The organism is Myxococcus sp. CA023 (assembly GCF_010998615.1).
In the GTDB taxonomy this organism is placed as follows: domain Bacteria; phylum Myxococcota; class Myxococcia; order Myxococcales; family Myxococcaceae; genus Myxococcus.
Genome location: NZ_JAAEAH010000078.1, coordinates 16,133 through 36,776 on the forward strand (window position 1 = coordinate 16,133; position 20,644 = coordinate 36,776).

A 20,644-nucleotide genomic window follows, 5' to 3' on the forward strand; every position below is an offset into this window, starting at 1 on the left:
CATTCGACATCCGGGCGCCCTTGGGGGCACATGTATCAACCCCCAAGAATAACAATAAACAAGAGAACAACTGGCACATCGACTGCAGCCGTCCCTTGTCCCTCCAGCAATGACGGACGAGGAGACCCCCATGATGGGTAGGAAGTGGCTCGGGCTCCTGTTCATCGGCGCCGTCTGGGCCTCGAACGCCTGGGCCAGCGACTTCCGAGCCGAGAAGCTCGTGAACGGGCTCAAGCAATACACGGTCGACACCTATCCGGAGACGCTGCGCTTCACGTTCACCGTCACCAACATCGACCCGACGCTCCCCTCCGAGTTGCTCTCCGCGACCGCGCCCCTGCTGAAGTCCTGCACGCTCTCGCCCACGTCACCCCTCGTGGTTCCAGCGGGAGGCCACGTCACGTATCAGTGCGAAATCGAGCTGGAGAGCCACGACGCGTGTCTCACATTGGGGATACACGATGCGAACCCCGTGACGCCCAACCACGAGGTCTCCTTCACCAGCACCTTCAGCATCGGCTGGGACGCAGGTGCCAGCCAGGCGGGGGCCAACGTGCTCTGCCTCCCTCAGCCCAACCTGCTCTGCGACGACACCGTCTACCTCTCCACGGCCTCTCGCTCTCCGGAAGGACGGCCCGCGGCCCCCTCGCGGCTCTACATCTTCGACCCCGCCACCGGCGCGGTGACGCTGCAGGGTGAAGCCGCGCTTCCCTACAACGCGCTGGCGTTCAACCACTTCGACAACACCCTGTACGCCATCGCCTCCGACGGCGTCAGCGCTGCCAGCTTCATCCGCGTCGACGCCACCGGCTCTTCGAGCATCATCGCCCCTCTGGACACCGCTGCACCTCGCTCGGCCATCTGGACTGCGGGAGCCGTTCTCAAGGATGGCTCTTACGTCGGCTTCGAGCACAGCACCCATCGCCTCATCCGCATCAACCCCAGCACCGGAGGAACCCTCTCCGAGCAAGTGGTGACCGTCCCGGGAGACTTCCAGATGGCGGACTTCGCGATGAATCCCCGGGACGGCCAGCTCTACGCCTTCAACAACGCCACCCAGCGGCTGACCCGCATCGACCCGCTCACGGGCGTGGCCACGGACCATGCCGAGCTCGCGCAGATTGACGGCAGGTCCGCGGAGAACCCCGTCATGAGCGCCGCCGTCTTCACACGCGACGGCGAGTTCTTCCTCTACGGAACCAGCGGCCCCGACACCCGCAGGGTCAGCGGCTTCCATGCCGTGGACGTGACGACGGGAAACCTGACCCGCCTCCTCACGCGGCCGGTGCCCCAGCTCGCGAACGGCGCGATGTGTGGCGTCTACTCCTGGGGCTCGCCTCGTCCGCAGCCGACGACCCGGGACCGCGGATTCTTCGGCGCCAGCGAGAGCGCCCTCTTGGAGTGCCTGGCATACGGCCCCATCTCCCTCGGCGCTCTCGGCGAAGTCTCCACCCTCCCAGGCGCCCTGGGCATCCTCTGGGCCAACCCCGCCATCGCCTCGAACAACGCGCGCCGCACGGCACTGGAGTCCTTGAAGGTCCGGACAGCGCGCGAAGCGCTGACGGCGGTCTGCAACGAGCGCGTCTTCAACACGCGCGCGCCGACCCTGTCCGCGCTGGAGAATCCGGCCTCGCTCGACCCCGGCCGGGTGGAAGAGCTGCGTCAACGGCTGGAGCGGCACAACCACTCTGGCAAGCGGACCGCCATCCCGCTGCGAAAACGAATCTTCGCGGTGGACCCGCTACGAGCCATGGAGCGCGCCGAGGAACCTCGGTTCTGAGGAGGGAGCGTGGTCATGAAGATTCCATCCCTATCCAGGTGGGTTCCGGGCCTGCTCGTGGCACTGGGGACAGGTGCCTGCGATAGCAGCGAAGACGATTTGATGCGGGCGTTGGGGGACCCCGTGCTGGACGCCTTCGAAATCCGCCTGCGAGGCCAGGATGCGGCACAGTACGAGAAGGTCCTGCTGGGCATGGGACAGGTCGAGGTCACGTCCTTCGGCGAGCCCGTCCGCTTCGAGCCCTCGCCCAACGCACGCGCCATGGATTTGTCGGACACGGACCACGCCCACCTCCTGGGGCGCTTCTTCCTGCCCAGGTACGTGAAGCAGGTGGACATCACCGTGCGCTTGGACGACGTGGGAGCGTTCAAGGAAGACAGCCTGGCAGGTCTCATCAACGCCCAAGCCGGAACCATCCAGTTCTCGACGACGCGCAGCGCCCTGGAGCAGCGCTCACGCGTCGTCATCCACCTGTACCTGAAGGACAGCCTCTTCGACGGCATGGGCGGAAAGACGCTCCTGCCGGCGACTTACATCGCCCACTGAAAGTCCTGGCGCCCTGAGGGGCCTCTGGCTTCCACCAGCGCGCGAGCCCGAGCCCTGCCAGAATGCGCGCCATGAAGACCCCCGGGAAACAGGTGGTACTCGTCCGGCACGGAGAGACGGAGTGGAGCCGCGACGGCCGGCACACAGGGCGGACGGACATTCCGCTCCTGGGCTCCGGAAGGGAGATGGGCCGCCTTCTCGGCGCGCCGCTGAAGGCCTGGCGCTTCGACGCCGTCTACACCAGCCCGCTGAGCCGCGCGGCGGACACCTGCGCCCTGGCCGGCTATGGGGACTACGCCCAACTGCGCGAGGACCTCATGGAGTGGGACTACGGCGACTACGAGGGGCGCACCGGCGCGGAGATTCGCGCGGAGCAGCCCGACTGGACCATCTGGAAGAACGGCGTCCCCAACGGAGAGACCGCAGCACAGGTGGCCAGTCGCGTGGACAGCGTCATCTCCGACGCACTCCGGACGGACGGGGACGTGCTCATCTTCGCCCACGGGCACCTGCTTCGCGTGCTCGCGGCGCGGTGGCTGGGCCTGCCCCCGTGGGAAGGCCGCCTCTTCCTGCTGAGCACCGCGTCCATCAGCGTGCTCGGCCATGACGGCGACAGGCGCCGCCCGGCCATCGTGTCCTGGAACGACACCACGCACCTGCGCGCGTAGCTACAGCCGTCCCTCCAGGAAGTTGCGCACCAGCGCGGGGCCCTCGGGTGTGAGCACGCTCTCCGGATGGAACTGCACGCCCACCACGGGCCGCTCGCGATGGCGCAGCGCCATGATGAGGCCATCCTGGCTCCACGCGGTGGCTTCCAGCTCGGCGGGCAGTGACGGCGCCTCCACGATGAGCGAGTGGTAGCGCGCCGCCGCGAAGCCCTCGCTGAGCCCGGCGAAGAGCCCCGTGCCGCCATGCCGGATGCGCGCCGCCTTGCCATGCACCGGCTCTGGCGCGCGCACCACCTTGCCGCCGAAGGCCGCGCCAATGGACTGGTGCCCCAGGCACACGCCCAGCACCGGCACACGCGACTGGGCAATGGCCGCCACGCTGACGCCCGCCTCATGCGGCGTGCAGGGCCCCGGCGAAATCACCAGGTGGGACGCGCCCGAGGCCGCCACACCTTCGGCATCCAGGTCGTCGTTGCGCACCACCTTCACCTCGGCCCCCAGCGTGTACAGGAGTTGCACGAGGTTGAAGGTGAAGGAGTCGTAGTTGTCGATGACCAGAATCACCGGCCACCTCCCTCGCGCGCCAGCCGCAGCGCGGCGGCCATGGCGCCCGCCTTGGCTTCCGTCTCGTCCGCTTCCTTCGACGGCACCGAGTCCGCGACCACTCCCGCGCCCGAGGTCCACATCGTCCGGTCTCCGTCCACGAAGAAGGTGCGCAGCGCAATCGCCACGTCCAGCGTGCCGCAGAAGGACAGGTAGCCCACCGCGCCCGAGTAGGGCCCGCGCCGCTGGACCTCCAATTCGTCGATGATTTGCATCGCGCGAATCTTGGGCGCGCCCGACACCGTTCCCGCGGGGAAGGTGCTGGCCAGCGCGTCCAGCGCGTCGTACTTCGCGTCGAGCTTGCCGCGCACCTGCGACACGATGTGCATCACGTGGCTGTAGCGCTCGATGAGCATCATGTCCTCGACGCGCACCGAGCCAGGCGCCGCCACGCGGCCCACGTCGTTGCGCCCCAGGTCCACCAGCATGATGTGCTCGGCGCGCTCCTTCTCGTCCGCGAGCAACTCCTTCTCCAGAGCCAGGTCCTCGGCCTCGGACGCGCCACGGCGCCGGGTGCCGGCGATGGGCCGCACCACCACGTCCCCGTCGCGCACCTGCACCAGCAACTCCGGCGACGCGCCCACCAGCGCGCGGGCCTCGCCCAGCTCCACGAGGAAGAGGTACGGCGATGGATTCACCCGCCGCAGCGCGCGGTAGAGCGACAGCGGCGGCGGCGCGCCCCGGGATTCGAAGCGGCGCGCGAGCACGACCTGGAAGATGTCTCCTGCGCGGATGTACTCCTGCGCCTGAGCCACCGCCGACTCATACCCCGCGCGGTCCCAGCACGCGGTAGGCGCCACGTCCCCACGCATGCGCGGCGCAGGCGCATAGGCCTCCGGAGGCAGCGGCTTCAGCAACCGGTCCGCCATGGCCTGCGCGCGCGCCTCCGCGTCCTTCAGCGCGGCGGCCACGCTGCCGTGCAGTGAGGGCCGGGCAATGGCGGTGGCCTTGAGCGTCCCGGTGCGGGTGTCGTGCGTGACGAAGTCCTCGCACACCAGCCATTCCGAGTCCGGGAAGGAGATGTCGCTGGGGTGCCGGTCCGGCACCGTGGGCTCCAGCCACGAGAAGCAGTTGTAGCCCATGTACCCCACGAGCCCGCCGAGGAAGGGGGCCTCTCCAGGGAGCCGGGCCACGGCCAGTTCGCGCCAGAGCTGGCGCAGCACGTCCAGGGGCTTGCCGTCCCGGCGCTCCTCCCTCGAGCCGCGCCACAAGGTGGCACCGTTCCGGTCCAGCCGCACGCGGCCCGCGGGCTCCGCGCCGATGTGGCTGTAGCGGCCGAACCGCTCGCCGCCGTAGCACGACTCGAGGATGAAGCCGCGCGAACCACCGCCCAGCTTCAGATAGGCCGACAGCGGCGTGTCGAGGTCCGCCGGCAACTCCACCGACACCGGCACCGCCTCACCCTGCTCCGCGCGCTGCCGATAGGCTGACTTCCGCTCCTGTGCATCCATCGTCTTTGACTCACTTCCCACCGCGCATCACGGCAGGGGGAATGGGGTGGCCCGTCTCGGCTCCGATGAAGCGCTTCACTGGCGGCGTTGTGGATTCGCGGACAGCAGCAGGACGGGCGCCATCCCTGGGTTATCCCCCGTCCGGGGGAGTCCTCCAAGCGGTCCGATATTCCCCTCCCCACGTCGCGCAAGCCCCCAGGCCAGCGGGGGCCCGGAGAGCAGCCCGGGGAGCTCCCGCCGGTGAGGCGGCGTCCTACCCCGGGTGGTCCGGCTCCAAGCCCCTCGCTCTCTGAATGGGACTTTGAGTGCCGCGCCTTCCGCTCCATTGATGACGGTGACGCCGCAGGGGCTCTCCTGCGTTCCCGGCGGATTCCACGTCGACCCCTGGCGCCCAGTGGACCGGGCGCTCATCACCCACGCGCATGGGAACCACGCACGCAGTGGCAGCCACCGCTATCTGGGCGCCCGGGCGGGCGAGGGACTGCTCCACCAGAGATTGGGCGCGGACGCCACCATCGACACGCTCGACTACGGCGAACGGCTGCGCATCAACGGAGTCACCGTCAGCTTCCATCCCGCGGGCCACGTGCTGGGCAGCGAGCAGCTGCGCGTGGAGCACGGCGGTGAGAGATGGGTCGTGTCCGGTGACTACAAGCGCGCGCCGGCCCCCACGTGCGCGCCCTTCGAGGTCGTCCCCTGCCACACCTTCATCACCGAGGCGACGTTCGGCTTGCCCATCTTCCGATGGGACGCGACAGAGCAGGTGGCCGAGGACATCCTGCGTGGGTGGGACGCAAACCGCGCGCTGGGCCGCGCGGCGGTGCTGTTCTGCTACGCGCTGGGCAAGGCGCAGCGGCTGCTCGCGGAGCTGGCGAAGCTGACCGACCGCACCGTGTTCGTCCACGGCGCCTTGCACTCCCTGGTGGACGTATACCGGGACGCGGGCGTCCGCATGCTGCCCACGCAACGGGTGTCCGAGGTGGAGAAGGGCACCTCGTTCGCGAGAGCGCTGGTGCTGGCGCCGCCGAGCACGAGCTGCACCACGTGGATGCGCCGCTTCGGTGCGCACGAAACCGGCTTCGCGTCCGGCTGGATGCGCGTTCGAGGCAACCGTCGCCGCTGGCCCACTACCTGCGCGAGCAGGGCGTGGACGCCGTCCCCCTGGCCACGCCCTTCGAAGGCGAAGCGGTGGACTGACGCGTGCGGCGACTGGCGGACCTCTACGAAACGCTGGACCAGACCACGTCCACCTGACTACGGCCTGGAGCTGCTCACGCCCACGCCCACGCCCTTCCCCTTCGAGGAGGCGCTGCACCCCGTGCTCTTCACCCGCGACCGTCTGGAGGCGGACGTCCTGGTGAGCGACAACGTCGGCGAGCTGTCAAAGCGCCAGTTCCGCGACATCGCCCGCATCGCCGGGATGGTGCTGCCGGGCCTGCCCGGCGCGCGCAAGTCCTCGCGGCAGGTCCAGGCCAGCGCGTCGCTGCTGCACGACGTCTTCATCTCCCGCCAGGGCCTCACCCCCGCCCTGACGGACCGGCTGGCCCTGTGACGGGAGTCCCACGCGTCCGTGGAGTGCGTCCTGGTGCGGGGCAACCATGATCGGCACGTGGAGACGCTGCCCGGGCGCTGGCGCCTGGACGTCCGCGAGTCCCACGCCGACGAAGGCCCCTTCCGCTTCGCCCATCCCCCGCGGTCCATGTCAGGCCGCTACGTGTGGGCAGGTCACCTCCACCCCATGGTGCGACTGGGCGGCAAGAGCGACACACTGCGTCTCCCCTGTTTCCATGTGGGACGCGACATGGGCGTGCTCCCGGCCTTCAGCGCCTTCACCGGTGGCCTCAACGTCTCCCGCCGCACCGGCGATCGCATCTTCACCCTCGCCGGCCCCGCAATCGTCGAGGTGTAGGGTGAGTCAGGCCAAGCGTCGGAAGATACTGGGTATCATCGAAACGGATAATACCTTCGAGCGCGCCAACCACCGGGGCCGCGAGGCGTGGCTCGGCAAGTGCTTGCACTGTAACGCGCACTTATGGGTCGGCCTGGATGGCGAGCCGATCAGCCGCGCCACCATCGAGCACATCCTGCCAAAGACGGCCGGGGGTACCGAGGCGCTGACCAACCTGGGTCTGGCCTGCGCCCGGTGCAATCAGGGCAAGGGCACCCGGCACGACGCCCGTTATCACCGGGACGCACGCGCCCGGGAGCTGGTGGAAAGGCTTCTGGCCCGGCGCCTCGCGCGCTGGCGGAAGCCGGAGACCGACGAAGAGCCGTGAAACACCCGGTGTGATCCACTCCAGCGGGTGCTTTGTTCAATCGTCCCTACCTCCCTCCAGAAGAGAGATTCATCACCGCGCGACCGCTACTTTCCGCCCTCGCACGAGGAAGTGGTATCCCCGTGCCGCCAATTCAGAATGGTTGACACTGCCGTGTCGATGCCCGATGGTCCCGCGCCGCATTAGGGCAGGGAGAGGAGGAGGGCCCCGCCCACGGCATTACTAATAGAGGTTTCGTTGGACGTGTCCGCTTCGCCTTCAGTGCGCCAGGAGCTACCGCCCACCCGCCCCAGTGGGGCCGGGAACGCCCCTCCGCTCCCTGTGCCCGGTAACGCCCACGCCTCGCCTTTCGTTCCCTTCACGAGTGCTGTTGTCGAAGCCCCCTTGCCCATGGTCCAGGTATGAGCGGCCCTCTCTTCCCACGTTGGACGAACACGGTGTCGCGGCTGTCCGCCGCGGCGCTCCTTGCCGTGCCCGCCATCGGTATCGGCGGTCTCATGGCCTACGTGCGCTCGCCGTACGTCACTGGCCAGCAGCGGCCCGTTGAACAGCCGATCGAGTTCGATCACCGCCACCACGCGGGTGATGAGCAGATTGACTGTCGGTACTGTCACTGGTCGGTCGAGGAGTCGCCCTCCGCGGGCATCCCCTCCACCACGGTGTGCATGTCCTGCCACGCACAGGTCTGGAACAAGAGCCCGTACCTCAACGAGGTCCGCAAGGCGTACTTCTCCGACCAGCCCATCCCCTGGGTCCGCGTGCACAACCTGCCGGACTTCGTCTACTTCAACCACTCCATCCACGTGGCCAAGGGCGTTGGCTGCGCCACCTGCCACGGCCGCGTCGACCAGATGGCCGCCGTGGAGCAGGCCGCGCCGCTCACCATGGCCTGGTGCCTGGATTGCCACCGCAATCCGGAGCCCCATCTGCGTCCGGCGGAGTTCATCACGTCCATGACGTGGACCCCGCCCGAAGACAAGGCCAAGGCCGCTGAGCTTGGCCGCCAGTTGGCAGAAGCGTACGACGTCCACTCGCGCGAGAGCTGCTCCACATGCCACCGATGAACACGAAGCGCGACGGCGCCCCGTCGCAGGATACCCCCTCCTCCTTCGCGCTCCCGGTCGTCACGGACCGGCCTGCCGCCAAGTCCGACGTTGTCGGCGAGGCGCTCGAGCACGCGGCCGCCAACGCCTCCCCCTCCGAGCCCGGCTATGGCCAGACGTACTGGCGCAGCCTGGAGGAGAAGCTCGGCACGCCCGACTACCTGGAAGAGACGCGGCCGGAGTTCCCCGTCGGCGCGGACCTGGCGCCCACGGGCTTCGCCCGTCGCGAGTTCATGCACCTGCTGGGTGCCTCGCTGGCGCTGGCCGGCGCCACGGCGTGCAGCACCCGTCCGGTGGATGAGCGCATCCTGCCGTACACCAAGACGCCTCCCGAGCTCGTCCCGGGCAACCCGCTCCACTACGCGTCCGGCATGACGCTGGCCGGTCACACCTCCGGTCTGCTCATCACCGCCCGCGAGGGTCGCCCCGTGAAGATCGAGGGCAACCCGGACCACCCGGTCAACCAGGGCGCCGCTGGCCCCTGGGAGCAGGCGTTCCTCCTGTCCCTGTATGACCCGAGCCGCGCCCGCGTGCTCCGTCAGGGCAAGAGCCCCCGCGCCCTCCGCGTCCTGCGCGAGGAGCTGGTCAACGCCGCCAACAAGGCCGCCGCCAGTGACGGTGGCAGCCGCGTGCGCTTCCTGTCCGAGCCCGGCAACTCGCCGCTGACCGGCGACCTGCGCAACCGCATCCTGAAGAAGCTGCCGAACGCGCGCTTCCACAGCTACACCGCGCAGACGCACGACACGCAGGACGAGGCGACCCGCGCGCTCTTCGGCGGACAGGCCGTTTCGGCCGTCTACGACTTCGCCCAGGCGGACATCGTCCTGTCGCTGGACGCGGACTTCCTGGAGAGCCGCCCGGAGAACCTGGGCTACGCGCGCCAGTTCGCCAACCGCCGTGACCCGAACAACGGTCCGCTCAACCGGCTCTACGTGGCCGAGGCCCGCTTCTCCATCACCGGCGGCATGGCCGACCACCGCCTGCGCGTGAAGTCGCAGGACGTGCTCGCGGTCGCCGCCGCCGTGGCCCAGGCCGTGGGTGGCCCCGCCGCCTCGCTGGCTGGCGCCGCCGCCAACAAGGCGTCGCTGAAGGCGGACCACAACGCATGGGTGCAGGCCGTCGTCGCGGACCTGCGCGCCGCGCGTCCGGGCCACACCCTGGTGGTCGCGGGTGAGCGTCAGCCGGCGGCGGTCCACGCGCTGGTCCACGCCATCAACGCCGCGCTGGGCAACACCGGCACCACGGTGAAGTACGTGCAGTCGTCCATCGCGGAGCAGGAGGGCCTGAGCCAGGTCCGCGCGCTGGTGGAGGACATCACGGCGGGCCGCGTGGACACGCTGGTCATCACCAGCTGGAACCCGGTGTTCTCGGTTCCGGCGGACACGGGTCTGAAGGAGCTGCTGGACCCGGCGACCAACCCCAACCGCGGCAAACTCACCGTTCTCTACACGGGCCTCTACGAGGACGAGACCAGCCAGTACGCCGACTGGTTCGTCCCCGCGGCGCACCCGCTGGAGACGTGGAGCGACGGCCGTTCGTTCGACGGCACCGTGGCCATTGCCCAGCCGCTCATCCAGCCGCTCTACAACGGCGTGCCGGAGTCCGAGCTGCTGGCGATGTTCCTCGACGAGCCCTACCGCCCCGCGTACCAGATGCTGCGCGACTACTGGCAGGGTCAGTCCGAGGGCCAGGGTGACTTCGAGGCCCACTGGGAGAGCTGGGTGTCGGACGGTGCCATCCCCGGCACGCAGGCCGCTCCGGCGCAGGGCGCTCCGGACTTCGGCGCCGCCTCCGCGTTGGTGACGGGCTACACGGCCCCCGCCACGGGCGAGCTCGAGATCAACTTCGTCTACGACTACAAGATCTTCGACGGCCGCTTCGGCAACAACTCCTGGCTGCAGGAGCTCCCGGACCCCATCACCAAGATGACCTGGGACAACGCCGCGCTGCTGAGCCCGGAGACCGCCAAGAGGCTGAGCCTCGAGCCCGGTGACCTGGCGGAGCTGACCTACGGCGGCCGCAAGATGACCGTGCCGGTCTGGATTACCCCCGGCCACGCGGACGACACCGTGACGATGTCGCTGGGCTACGGCCGTGACGGCCTGCACGAACAGGTGGCCAAGGCGGTGGGCTTCAACGCCAACGCGGTGCGCACCGTGAAGGCCCCCTGGTTCGACGGCGGCGCCACGCTCACCAAGGTGCGCGGCAGCTACAAGTTCAGCCTGACCCAGACGCACTGGCGGATGGAGAACCGCCCGCTGGCGCTGGACATGCCGCTGTCCGAGCTGAAGAACCCGTCCATCGCGACGCAGCACACGCTCCACCGCGTCAAGAGCGAGCTGAAGTTCGGCGTCCAGGACAACCTGCCGGCCTTCGACTACAACAAGGGCCCCAGCAACCCCCAGGGCTACAAGTGGGGCATGGCCATCGACCTGTCCCGCTGCACCGGTTGCAGCGCGTGCGTGATTGCCTGCCAGGCGGAGAACAACATCCCCGTCGTGGGCAAGCAGCAGGTCTCCGTCAGCCGTGAGATGCAGTGGCTGCGCATCGACCGCTACTTCGAGGGCAGCGAGAGCGACCCCCGGATGGTCATGCAGCCGGTGATGTGCGTGCACTGCGAGAAGGCCCCCTGCGAGTACGTCTGCCCGGTGAACGCCACCGTGCACTCGGACGAGGGCCTCAACGACATGGTGTACAACCGCTGCGTCGGCACCCGGTACTGCTCGAACAACTGCCCGTACAAGGTGCGCCGGTTCAACTACCTGCACTACACGGCGGACAAGACGGCCACCGAGAAGATGCTGATGAACCCGGACGTCACCGTCCGCAACCGCGGCGTGATGGAGAAGTGCACGTACTGCGTCCAGCGCATCGAGCGAGTGCGCATCGACGCCCGCGTCGAGAAGCGCGTCATCAATGAGAAGGAGCTGCAGACGGCCTGCCAGCAGACCTGCCCCACGCAGGCCATCACCTTCGGCTCCCTCAACGACCCGCAGCAGCGCGTCACGCAGCTCCATGAGGACGAGCGCGCGTACAAGCTGCTCCACGAGCTGGGCACCCGCCCGCGCACCGCGCATCTCATTCGCGTCCGCAATCCCAACCCCGCCCTCGAGCCCGCCGCGCCCGCCGCTGCGAACCAAGGGAGCCACTAAGCCATGGCTGAAACTGCTTCCAACACGTATCAAGACCCGCTCGAGCCGCGGCACCTCGTCGCGCCGCACCATGACGACGCGTCCCTGAACGAGACGCTGCTGGACCATGTCTGGCGCAAGCCGGGCAAGGGCTGGTTCATGCTCTTCGGCCTGTCGCTCAGCGCCCTGGGCCTGCTCGTCATCGGTGTCACCTACACGCTGGCCCGCGGTATCGGCGTGTGGGGTAACAACCAGCCTGTCGGCTGGGCGTTCGACATCATCAACTTCGTCTGGTGGGTCGGTATCGGCCACGCCGGTACGCTCATCTCCGCCATCCTCCTGCTCTTCCAGCAGAAGTGGCGCACGAGCATCAACCGGTTCGCGGAAGCCATGACGCTGTTCGCCGTCATGTGCGCCGGTCTGTTCCCACTGCTGCACACCGGCCGTCCCTGGTTCGCCTTCTGGCTGTTCCCCTACCCCAGCACCCTGGGCGCGTGGCCGCAGTTCCGCTCGCCGCTGGTGTGGGACGTGTTCGCCATCTCGACCTACCTCACGGTGTCCGCGCTCTTCTGGTTCGTGGGCCTCATCCCGGACCTGGCGGCGCTGCGTGATTCGTCCAAGACGAAGCTCCAGCGGACCATCTACGGCCTGTTCGCGCTCGGTTGGCGCGGCTCCGGTCGGCACTGGCACAACTACAAGATTGCGTACCTGCTGCTGGCCGGCCTCTCCACGCCGCTCGTGGTGTCCGTGCACACCATCGTTTCGTTCGACTTCGCCGTCTCCCTGCTGCCCGGCTGGCACGCCACCATCTTCCCGCCCTACTTCGTGGCCGGCGCCGTGTTCAGCGGCTTCGCGATGGTGATCACGCTCATCATCCCGGCGCGCAAGTACCTGGGTCTGCGGGACGTCATCACGGACCGCCACCTGGAGAACATGAACAAGGTCATCCTGGCGACGGGCCTGCTCGTCTCCTACGGGTACCTGATGGAGCACTTCGTCGCCTGGTACTCGCAGAACCAGTACGAGCTCTGGACCTTCTACGTGAACCGCGCCACGGGCCCCTACGCCGGCGTGTACTGGCTGATGATCGCCTGCAACGTCATCACCCCGAACATCTTCTGGTTCAAGAAGTGCCGCACCAACATCGCCATCATGTGGGTGGCGTCCATCGCGGTGAACATCGGCATGTGGTGCGAGCGGTTCATCATCATCGTCACCTCGCTGAGCCAGGACTTCCTGCCGTCCTCCTGGGGCATCTACACCCCGACGTGGGTGGACTGGTCCATCTACATCGGCACGCTGGGCCTGTTCGGCACCCTGTTCCTCCTGTTCCTCAAGTTCGTGCCCGCGGTCGCCATCAGCGAGGTGAAGGAGCTCCAGCTCGAGCTCAAGCACGCCGCTCATCAGCACGGCTCGGATGATGCGCTTGCCGGCGCCGGCACCCTCACCCACGGAGCTCACTAAGCGCCATGGAAGCCACCGTTCTCGATTCTTGGGTCCTGGCCGAGTTCTCGACGCCGGACGCCCTCGTGACCGCCACCCGCCAGATGCGGGAGAAGGGCTTCGAGGGAATGGACACCTACTCTCCGTACCCGCTGCACGGCGGGTCGGAGGCCCTGGGTCTGCCGCCCTCGCGCGTCCCCTTCATCGCCCTGTGCGGCGGTCTGACGGGCGTGGCCACGGCGCTGGCCATGCAGACGTGGATGAACACCATCGACTACCCGCTCAACATCGGTGGTCGCCCGCTGCTGTCGCTGCCGGCGTGGGTGCCCATCACGTTCGAGCTGGGGGTGCTGTTCGCCGCCTTCGGCATCTTCTTCGGTCTGCTGGGGCTCAGCCGCCTGCCCCAGCCGTACCACCCCGTCTTCGAGTCCGAGGAGTTCCGCACCGCCTCCACGCACGGCTACTGGCTGAGCGTGCCCCAGGCGACGGGCACGGACGCGGCGCCGGTCATGGATCAGCTCAAGGCCCTGGGCGCGACCCAGGTGACCCTCGTCACGGGAGAGAAGGAATGAGGTGGCTCATCCCCGCCGCCGGACTCGCCACGCTCACGGGCTGCAACGTCAGCTCGGAGTTCCTCCAGCGCATGGAGCACCAGGCGAAGTACGAGTACTACGAGGCGTCCGACTTCTGGGCGGACGGTCGCGCCATGCGCACGCCTCCCGTGGGCACGGTTCCGCGTGAGCGCTTCGAAAAGCTCCCCGAGCTCAAGGACCCCACCCAGCGCCAGGTGGCCCTCACCGGCCGCAGCGCCGGCCAGCCGGTGGCCCACCTGCCCATCACGGTGGACCAGAACCTGCTGACCCTGGGTCAGAAGAAGTACAACATCGTCTGCTCGCAGTGTCACGGCGTGCTCGGCGATGGAAACAGCATCGTCGCGGAGAACATGGCCCTGCGCCTGCCTCCCTCGCTGCTGGACCTGGAGAGCAAGTCGGACGGCCACTTCTACGTGGCCATCAACGAGGGCTACGGCGTGATGCCGTCCTTCTCCGGTGAGCTCGACCTGCGCGAGCGCTGGGCCGTGGTCGCCTACGTCCGCGCACTCCAGACGGCCCGCAATACCCGCACGGACGGCCAGCAGCCCGTTCCGCAGGAGAACCGATGAGTCCCCCCGTCACCAACTCGCACACCAGCTTCGGGCCGTACACCGGCACGCCGAAGCTCATGGTGCCCGCGTTCGCCGTGGGCATTCTCTGCCTCCTGGCCACGCTGGGTGGCTTCTTCGCCACCGACGCCAAGGGTGAGACGGCGCACGCCTATCTGATTGGCTTCACCTACTGGGTGGGCATCAGCGTCGCCTTCCTCATCATGCAGGCCATCTTCCACACGGCGAAGGCCAAGTGGCTCATCGTGCTGCGCCGGACGATGGAGACGGCCTCCGCGGTGATTCCGGTGTTCTTCGTGCTGGCCCTGCCGCTGCTGGCCATGGCCGCCTACCTCTACCCCTGGTGGGAAGGCTCCGAGCTGACCAAGGGCTACTCCAGCCTGGAGCTGGAGCACCTGAGCCACAAGCAGCACGGGTACCTGAACAACCACTTCTCCTTCCCTCCGGGCGTGGGCCTTCGCCACATCATCTACTTCGGCGTGTGGTCCTTTGCGGCCTGGCGGCTGCGGTCGTGGAGCCTGAAGCAGGACACCGAGGGTGGACTCGACTTCACGGTGAAGCAGCGCAAGTTCTCTCCGGGTGTGCTGCCTTTCCTTGCCCTCACCATCACGTTCGCTTCTTTCGACTGGCTGATGAGCCTCACGCCGCTCTGGCAGTCGACCATCTTCGGCGTCTATTACTTCGCCGGAAGCTTCCTGGCGGCCTTCTGCATCCTGACCATCGTCACGGTGAACGCCCAGGGCAAGGACCTCTACGGCAGCGTCGTGAAGCTGGACCACTTCCACAACCTCGGCAAGCTGATGCTCGCCTTCACCGCGTTCTGGGCCTACATCGCCTTCTCCCAGTTCATGCTGGTGTGGATCGCGAACATCCCGGAAGAGGCGCCCTGGTACGGCCTGCGCATGTTCGGCCCGTGGCGGTCGATGTCCATCGCCCTGTTCTTCCTCCACTTCCTGCTGCCCTTCGGCATCCTGCTGTCGCGCAAGCTGAAGCTGCAGCCTCGGAAGCTGGCCGTGGTGGCCGTGTACCTGCTCATCATCCACGCGGTGGACCTGTACTGGCTGGTGTGGCCGGCACTGACCGGTGACGCGGGCCCGACCTTCCACTGGTCGCTGCTCACGGCCTTCTTCGGAGTGGGCGGTATCGCGGTGGGCTTCGCCCTCTTCCTGGCGCGTGGCCACTACACGCTCACGGTGAAGGACCCCTACATCGCCGAGTCCTTGAGGTACGTGCAGCCATGAAGAAGACCCAGGTTGAGCTCGAGTCGCGCGTCATCGTCGGCGCGCACGGCGTGGCGGCGGAAGAAGACCACCTGGTCATGGGCAAGGTGGTGGGCATCGGCGTGGGTGCGCTCGTCATCTTCGCGGTGGGCATCGTCTGGGCCTACACCATCCAGGTCCGGACCATGGCCGAGATCCAGCCGGAGGGTCCGCCGCCGCGTCCTGCGGCGATGGGCCAGTACGAGGTGGGCATCGTCAACCAGCGCCTGTTCGAGCAGGACTGGCACGCCGTGGACAAGATCAGCGGCCAGGACCAGGCGCTGCGCGCCGGCTGGGGTGACCAGCCGGGGGTGAAGCAGCACCCCGGCATCGACGCCGCGATGAAGACGGTCATCGAGCAGAAGCGCAACCCGCCCCCTGCTCCGACCCCCACGCCCGCCCCGGAGACCACTCCCGGGCAGACGCCTCCGGCACCGCAGCAGTAGCCTTCACCGCTCCCCTGTCGTAAGAGCCGTCCTGCAATGATGTCCACCCGCTCCTACATCCTTCCGCGCGCCTGCCGCGCGGGCTTCCTCGCCGCGGCGGCGCTGGTGCTGGCCGTCGCGGTGCCGGCCTCCGCCATGCCAGGTGCCGGGAAGACGCCCCGGGCCATCCTGGAGGCACAGCAGGACCTGCCGCCCCCCATCCAGGGTGTGGACGTGCAGGAGCATCTGGGGGAGCTGGTGCCCATGGACACCCGCTTCCTCGACGCCTCCGGGCGCGAGGTGCGCCTGGGCGACGTGGTGCCGAAGGCGCGGCCCACCCTGCTGACGCTCGTCTATTACAACTGTCCCATGCTCTGTAACCTGGTGCTCAACGCCCAGGTGCAGTCCATGAAGGAGCTCGGGCTCGAGCTGGGCAAGGACTACGAAGCCGTCACCGTCAGCATCGACCCTGACGACACGCCCGCCCAGAGCCTGGAGCGGCGGCGGCGGCACCTGCAGTCCATGGGCAAGCCGGAGACGGCCCCCTGGCACTTCCTGACCGGCACGGACGCGGAAATCCGCCGGCTCGCCGACGCCCTGGGCTTCAAGTACACCTACGACGAGAGCACGAAGCAGTACGCCCACGCAGCCGTGGTGCACGTGCTCACGCCGGAAGGCAGCATCTCCCGGTATCTCTACGGGACGACGTTTCCCCCCTCGGACATGAAGCTGGCGTTGCTGGAGGCGGCCAATGGCCGCGTGGGTACCAGCTTCGATCAGATCATCCTGTCCTGCTTCAAGTATGACACCGCCAGTCGGCGGTATGGCTTCTACATCTTCGGGTTCATCCGCCTGGGCGGCATAGCCGTGTTCTGCGCCCTGGCGACGATGCTGATCTACTTCTGGAGGCGCGAGCTGAAGAAAGGCGCGGCGGCATGAGCGAGCTTCTCAACAATATCCTGTTCCTCCCGGAGGCCGCGTCCACGTTCGCGGAGCGCATCGACTCGCTGCATCACTTCGTCGTGGGTACGACGATGGTGATGTCGACGGCGGTCGGTATGGCGGCCCTGTTCTTCTTCTTCCGTTACCGCCGCCGCCTGCCGGCGCAGGCGACGGAGTACATTGTCCCCACCCTGAAGACGGAGTTCCTCTTCGTCTCCGTTCCCCTCGTGTTCTTCCTGGCCTGGTTCGGTATCGGGTTCCGGGACTTCACGTGGGTCACCACGCCGCCCAAGGACTCGATGGATGTCTACGTCATGGGCAAGCAGTGGATGTGGAAGTTCTCCTACCCGGAGGGCCCCAACGGGGTGAACGTGCTGCACGTACCGGCGAACCGTCCGGTGCGTCTGCTCATCACCTCGCGTGACGTGCTGCACTCCTTCTACGTGCCGTCCTTCCGCATCAAGATGGATGCGCTCCCGGGCCGCTACACGCAGATCTGGTTCGAGGCGACCAAGCCGGGCACGTACCAGGTGCTGTGCACCGAGTACTGCGGCCTGTCGCACTCGAAGATGCTGGCCGAGGTCGTCGTGCTTCCGCAGGAGGAGTACGACAACTGGATCCAAGAGCAGCGCCGCGGCCGTCTGCAGGACCGTCAGGACGCGCTGGCGGACAACTCCCTGGTGCCGCCGGTGGCGCGCATGGTGGAGCAGGGCCAGGTGCTCGCGGGCACGCAGGGCTGCTTCAAGTGCCACTCGGTGGACGGCTCGCAGCACATCGGCCCGACCTTCCTGGGCATGTACGACCGCGTGGAGCAGCTCGATGACGGGCAGACCATCCGCGTGGACGAGGCCTATATCACCCAGTCGATGATGGACCCGGGCGCCCACCTGGTGGCGGGCTACCAGAACGTGATGCCGACCTACCAGGGCAAGCTGCAGGGCCCGGAGACGGCTGCCATCGTCGAGTACATCAAGTCGCTTCGCACTCCGAACGTCCGTGAGGGCGCCTCCGAGGGACCCGCCTATGACGCCATCCAGTAGCATCGCAGCCCCGGGCGCCACCCCCGCGCCCGAGGAGCATCACGACCACCACCCGAGCTACCTGGTCGACGGCACCACCATCAAATCGTGGCTGCTGACGGTCGACCACAAGCGCATCGGGCTCATGTTCCTGTTCTGGGTCCTGCTGTTCTTCCTCGTGGGCGGCATCTTCGCGCTGCTCATCCGGGTGGAGCTGCTGACGCCGGGCCCGACCATCATGGACGCGATGACGTACAACCGTACGTTCACGCTCCATGGCCTGGTCATGATCTTCCTGTTCATGATTCCGGCCATCCCCGCCGTCTTCGGCAACTTCATGTTGCCGCTGATGCTGGGTGCCAAGGACGTGGCCTTCCCCCGGCTGAACCTGCTGTCGCTCTACATCTACCTGGCCGGCGCGGTGTTGGCGCTGTGGGGCATGCTCAACGGCGGCCTGGACACGGGCTGGACGTTCTACACCCCGTACAGCGCGCACACGACGACCACGGTGGCGCCGGTGCTGTTCGGCGCGTTCATCATCGGGTTCAGCTCCATCGTCACGGGCATCAACTTCATCGTGACGGTGCACACCATGCGTGCGCCGGGCATCACCTGGTTCAAGATGCCGCTGTTCGTGTGGGCCATCTACGCCACCAGTTGCATCCAGGTGCTGGCCACGCCGGTCATCGGCCTGCTGCTGGTCTTGGTGACGGTGGAGAACCTGTTCGGGTTCGGCATGTTCGACCCGGCGCGCGGCGGTGACCCGGTGCTCTTCCAGCACCTGTTCTGGTTCTACAGCCACCCGGCCGTGTACATCATGGTGCTGCCGTCCTTCGGCGTGATGAGCGAGGTCGTCGCGACCTACAGCCGCAAGAACATCTTCGGCTACCGCGCGGTGGCGTACTCCAGCCTGGGCATCGCCTTCGTGGGCTTCTTCGCGTGGGGCCACCACATGTTCGTGTCCGGCCAGTCCACCTTCGCGGGCGGCCTGTTCGGCGTGCTGACCATGATTGTGGGCGTGTTCACCGCCATCAAGGTCTTCAACTGGGTGGGCACCGTCTACAAGGGCGCGGTCGAGTTCAAGACGCCCTTCGCCTACTTCTGCGGCTTCCTGTTCTTCACCGTGTTCGGTGGCATGACGGGCATCGCGCTGGGCACGGTGTCGCTGGACGTCGCCTGGCACGACACCTACTTCGTGGTGGCGCACTTCCACTTCATCATGGTGGGCGCGACCATCATGGCCTTCCTGGCCGCCCTCCACTACTGGTTCCCGAAGATGTTCGGGCGCACGTACCACGAGGGTTGGGGTCTGGTGGCCGCGGCGCTCATCATCCTGGGCTTCAACGCCACGTTCATTCCCCAGTTCCTGCTGGGCAACAACGGCATGCCGCGGCGCTACTACGAGTACCCGGAGCGCTTCCAGGAGCTGAACGTGGCCTCCACGGCCGGCGCGTCGCTGCTGGCGTTCGGGTTCATCATCATCGCCATGTACCTGACGTACGCCCTGATCTACGGCAAGGCGTCCGGCAAGAACCCGTGGCGCAGCAAGGGCTACGAGTGGCTGTCCGAGTCTCCGCCGCCGACCCACAACTTCGTGGGGCCGCAGCCGGAGTTCCCGGAGGAGCCCCACTTCTACGTGGACCCCAAGAAGGCCGAGGTGCCCGATGCAGTCTAGTTCTCACGCCGCCGGGGGCACCGCCCAGCCCGTCCCCCACCTCGCCGGCCACTTCGCCTCGCTCGAGGTGCAGAACCACGCCGCGCGACTGGGCATGTGGCTGTTCCTGGCGACGGAAATCCTGCTCTTCGCCGGCCTCTTCATCTGCTACGGCGTCTACCGCTTCCTCTTCCCGGAGGCGTGGGCCGCCGCCAGCCGCAGCCTGGACCTGCAGCTGGGCACCATCAATACGGTGGTGCTCATCACCTCCTCGCTCACCGCGGCGCTCGCGGTGCACTACGCGAAGGAGGGGAAGAACAAGATGGTCGCGGTGCAGATTGCCCTCACCCTGGTGATGGCCGTCGGCTTCCTCGTCATCAAGTACTTCGAGTACCACCACAAGTTCGAGATTGGCACGCTGCCGGGCCGCTTCTACTCGTACGAGGGCATCCAGCTTCCGGGCGTGCCCCTGTACTTCACGGTCTACTTCTGCGCGACGGCCCTGCACGGCATCCACGTCGTCATCGGCATGATTGTGCTGGCCTTCTCCATGGTCCGCGCGCTGAAGAAGGCTGACTTCGGGCCGAACAACTACACGATGGTCGAGCTGGGCAGCATGTACTGGCACCTCGTCGACCTGGTGTGGATCTTCCTCTTCCCGATGCTGTACCTCGTTTGAAGGGTTCCTCCACCATGGGCATTGCCAACGAATCCCGGCAAGAAGAACAGAACATGCGCGAGGAGCACCACGGAGCGGGCCGTTACTGGCTCATCTGGGGCCTCCTGCTGGTGCTGACGTTTGTCACGGTCGAAACTGGCCAAATCCACATCCCCACCTGGGGCCTGGTGCTGGCGCTCGTCATCGCCTCCACCAAGGGCGCGCTGGTGCTGCTCTACTTCATGCACCTGATTGACCACCGCGGCGCCAACCGGCTGGTGTTCGCCGTCTCCATCATCTTCGTGGTGTTGTTGCTCGCCATTCCGCTGGTGGACCTGGGCACCCGCTTCCGCGGCGCCACGCCTCCGGGTTCGACGTACAGCGACATGCAGGCGATCGACATCGGCGCGGACGCGGAGGAAGGCCGCTACGGCGGCGGCATCCGCAAGCAAGGGAAGACGGGCGAGGAGTCCGGCGCGCCCAAGCAGTAAGGCGGTCGGGGCGGCCACCGCCCCACTCCACCC

At 67.5% G+C, this 20,644-nt stretch carries 20 protein-coding genes; 18 read left to right on the forward strand and 2 right to left on the reverse strand.

Features of this window, described 5'->3' with window-relative positions:
- Positions 1–130 precede the first annotated feature (130 nt).
- From F8M74_RS29180 to F8M74_RS29190, 3 genes are all read left to right on the forward strand, one after another.
- The gene (locus F8M74_RS29180) at positions 131–1,780 is read left to right on the forward strand and encodes a hypothetical protein (protein WP_228560501.1); all 1,650 of its coding nucleotides are present in this window, start codon (positions 131–133) and stop codon (positions 1,778–1,780) included.
- Positions 1,781–1,795: 15 nt separating this feature from the next.
- Positions 1,796–2,326, forward strand: coding sequence for a hypothetical protein (locus F8M74_RS29185; RefSeq protein WP_216620561.1), 531 nt, complete (start codon positions 1,796–1,798; stop codon positions 2,324–2,326).
- A gap of 62 nt (positions 2,327–2,388) precedes the next feature.
- Entirely contained in the window at positions 2,389–2,994 is a 606-nt protein-coding gene (locus F8M74_RS29190; RefSeq protein WP_141257206.1) for a histidine phosphatase family protein, read from the forward strand.
- Here the strand turns inward: F8M74_RS29190 and F8M74_RS29195 are convergent, their stop codons facing one another.
- Together F8M74_RS29195 and F8M74_RS29200 are read right to left on the reverse strand one after the other, a co-directional pair.
- Positions 2,995–3,558, reverse strand: coding sequence for an aminodeoxychorismate/anthranilate synthase component II (locus tag F8M74_RS29195; RefSeq protein WP_141257205.1), 564 nt, complete (start codon positions 3,556–3,558; stop codon positions 2,995–2,997).
- Positions 3,555–5,048 carry an anthranilate synthase component I family protein gene (locus F8M74_RS29200; RefSeq protein WP_141257204.1) on the reverse strand — a complete coding sequence of 498 codons (1,494 nt, stop codon included), beginning with the start codon at positions 5,046–5,048 and terminating at the stop codon, positions 3,555–3,557. Before F8M74_RS29200 ends, F8M74_RS29195 begins: the two co-directional genes overlap by 4 nt.
- 301 nt (positions 5,049–5,349) lie before the next feature.
- Here F8M74_RS29200 and F8M74_RS29205 point away from each other — a divergent pair, with 301 nt between their 5' ends.
- The 15 genes from F8M74_RS29205 to F8M74_RS29275 all read left to right on the forward strand — a co-directional run bounded on the left by F8M74_RS29205 (position 5,350) and on the right by F8M74_RS29275 (position 20,611).
- Positions 5,350–6,600 carry a ligase-associated DNA damage response exonuclease gene (locus tag F8M74_RS29205; protein WP_228560500.1) on the forward strand — a complete coding sequence of 417 codons (1,251 nt, stop codon included), beginning with the start codon at positions 5,350–5,352 and terminating at the stop codon, positions 6,598–6,600.
- A gap of 18 nt (positions 6,601–6,618) precedes the next feature.
- Positions 6,619–6,957 (forward strand): hypothetical protein, encoded by a 339-nt coding sequence (locus F8M74_RS29210; RefSeq protein WP_194857008.1) that lies wholly within the window; start codon positions 6,619–6,621, stop codon positions 6,955–6,957.
- Between the two features lies 1 nt (position 6,958).
- A complete protein-coding gene (locus F8M74_RS29215; RefSeq protein WP_141257203.1) occupies positions 6,959–7,324 on the forward strand; it encodes an HNH endonuclease in 366 nt (121 codons plus the stop codon).
- A 401-nt stretch (positions 7,325–7,725) separates the two neighbouring features.
- Positions 7,726–8,388, forward strand: coding sequence for a cytochrome c3 family protein (locus F8M74_RS29220; RefSeq protein ID WP_141257202.1), 663 nt, complete (start codon positions 7,726–7,728; stop codon positions 8,386–8,388).
- Entirely contained in the window at positions 8,385–11,579 is a 3,195-nt protein-coding gene (locus F8M74_RS29225) for a TAT-variant-translocated molybdopterin oxidoreductase (RefSeq protein ID WP_141257201.1), read from the forward strand. Before F8M74_RS29220 ends, F8M74_RS29225 begins: the two co-directional genes overlap by 4 nt.
- A gap of 3 nt (positions 11,580–11,582) precedes the next feature.
- Positions 11,583–13,022 (forward strand): NrfD/PsrC family molybdoenzyme membrane anchor subunit, encoded by a 1,440-nt coding sequence (gene nrfD, locus F8M74_RS29230; RefSeq protein ID WP_141257200.1) that lies wholly within the window; start codon positions 11,583–11,585, stop codon positions 13,020–13,022.
- A gap of 5 nt (positions 13,023–13,027) precedes the next feature.
- The gene (locus tag F8M74_RS29235; RefSeq protein ID WP_011556030.1) at positions 13,028–13,573 is read left to right on the forward strand and encodes a DUF3341 domain-containing protein; all 546 of its coding nucleotides are present in this window, start codon (positions 13,028–13,030) and stop codon (positions 13,571–13,573) included.
- A complete protein-coding gene (locus F8M74_RS29240) occupies positions 13,570–14,163 on the forward strand; it encodes a cytochrome c (RefSeq protein ID WP_011556031.1) in 594 nt (197 codons plus the stop codon). The genes F8M74_RS29235 and F8M74_RS29240 overlap by 4 nt, the downstream gene beginning before the upstream one ends.
- Complete coding sequence (locus tag F8M74_RS29245) at positions 14,160–15,404, forward strand: hypothetical protein (protein WP_141257199.1); 1,245 nt, start codon at positions 14,160–14,162, stop codon at positions 15,402–15,404. The genes F8M74_RS29240 and F8M74_RS29245 overlap by 4 nt, the downstream gene beginning before the upstream one ends.
- Complete coding sequence (locus F8M74_RS29250) at positions 15,401–15,868, forward strand: hypothetical protein (protein ID WP_141607803.1); 468 nt, start codon at positions 15,401–15,403, stop codon at positions 15,866–15,868. The genes F8M74_RS29245 and F8M74_RS29250 overlap by 4 nt, the downstream gene beginning before the upstream one ends.
- A 36-nt stretch (positions 15,869–15,904) precedes the next feature.
- A complete protein-coding gene (locus F8M74_RS29255; protein WP_141258748.1) occupies positions 15,905–16,786 on the forward strand; it encodes an SCO family protein in 882 nt (293 codons plus the stop codon).
- On the forward strand, positions 16,783–17,829 hold the full coding sequence (coxB, locus tag F8M74_RS29260) for a cytochrome c oxidase subunit II (RefSeq protein WP_141258749.1): 1,047 nt from the start codon (positions 16,783–16,785) through the stop codon (positions 17,827–17,829). Before F8M74_RS29255 ends, coxB begins: the two co-directional genes overlap by 4 nt.
- A complete protein-coding gene (ctaD, locus tag F8M74_RS29265; protein WP_141258750.1) occupies positions 17,813–19,483 on the forward strand; it encodes a cytochrome c oxidase subunit I in 1,671 nt (556 codons plus the stop codon). Before coxB ends, ctaD begins: the two co-directional genes overlap by 17 nt.
- Entirely contained in the window at positions 19,473–20,141 is a 669-nt protein-coding gene (locus tag F8M74_RS29270) for a cytochrome c oxidase subunit 3 family protein (protein WP_141258751.1), read from the forward strand. Before ctaD ends, F8M74_RS29270 begins: the two co-directional genes overlap by 11 nt.
- A 14-nt stretch (positions 20,142–20,155) precedes the next feature.
- Positions 20,156–20,611: a cytochrome C oxidase subunit IV family protein gene (locus F8M74_RS29275; RefSeq protein ID WP_141258752.1), complete on the forward strand. Its 456-nt coding sequence runs from the start codon at positions 20,156–20,158 to the stop codon at positions 20,609–20,611.
- Positions 20,612–20,644: the final 33 nt, after the last annotated feature.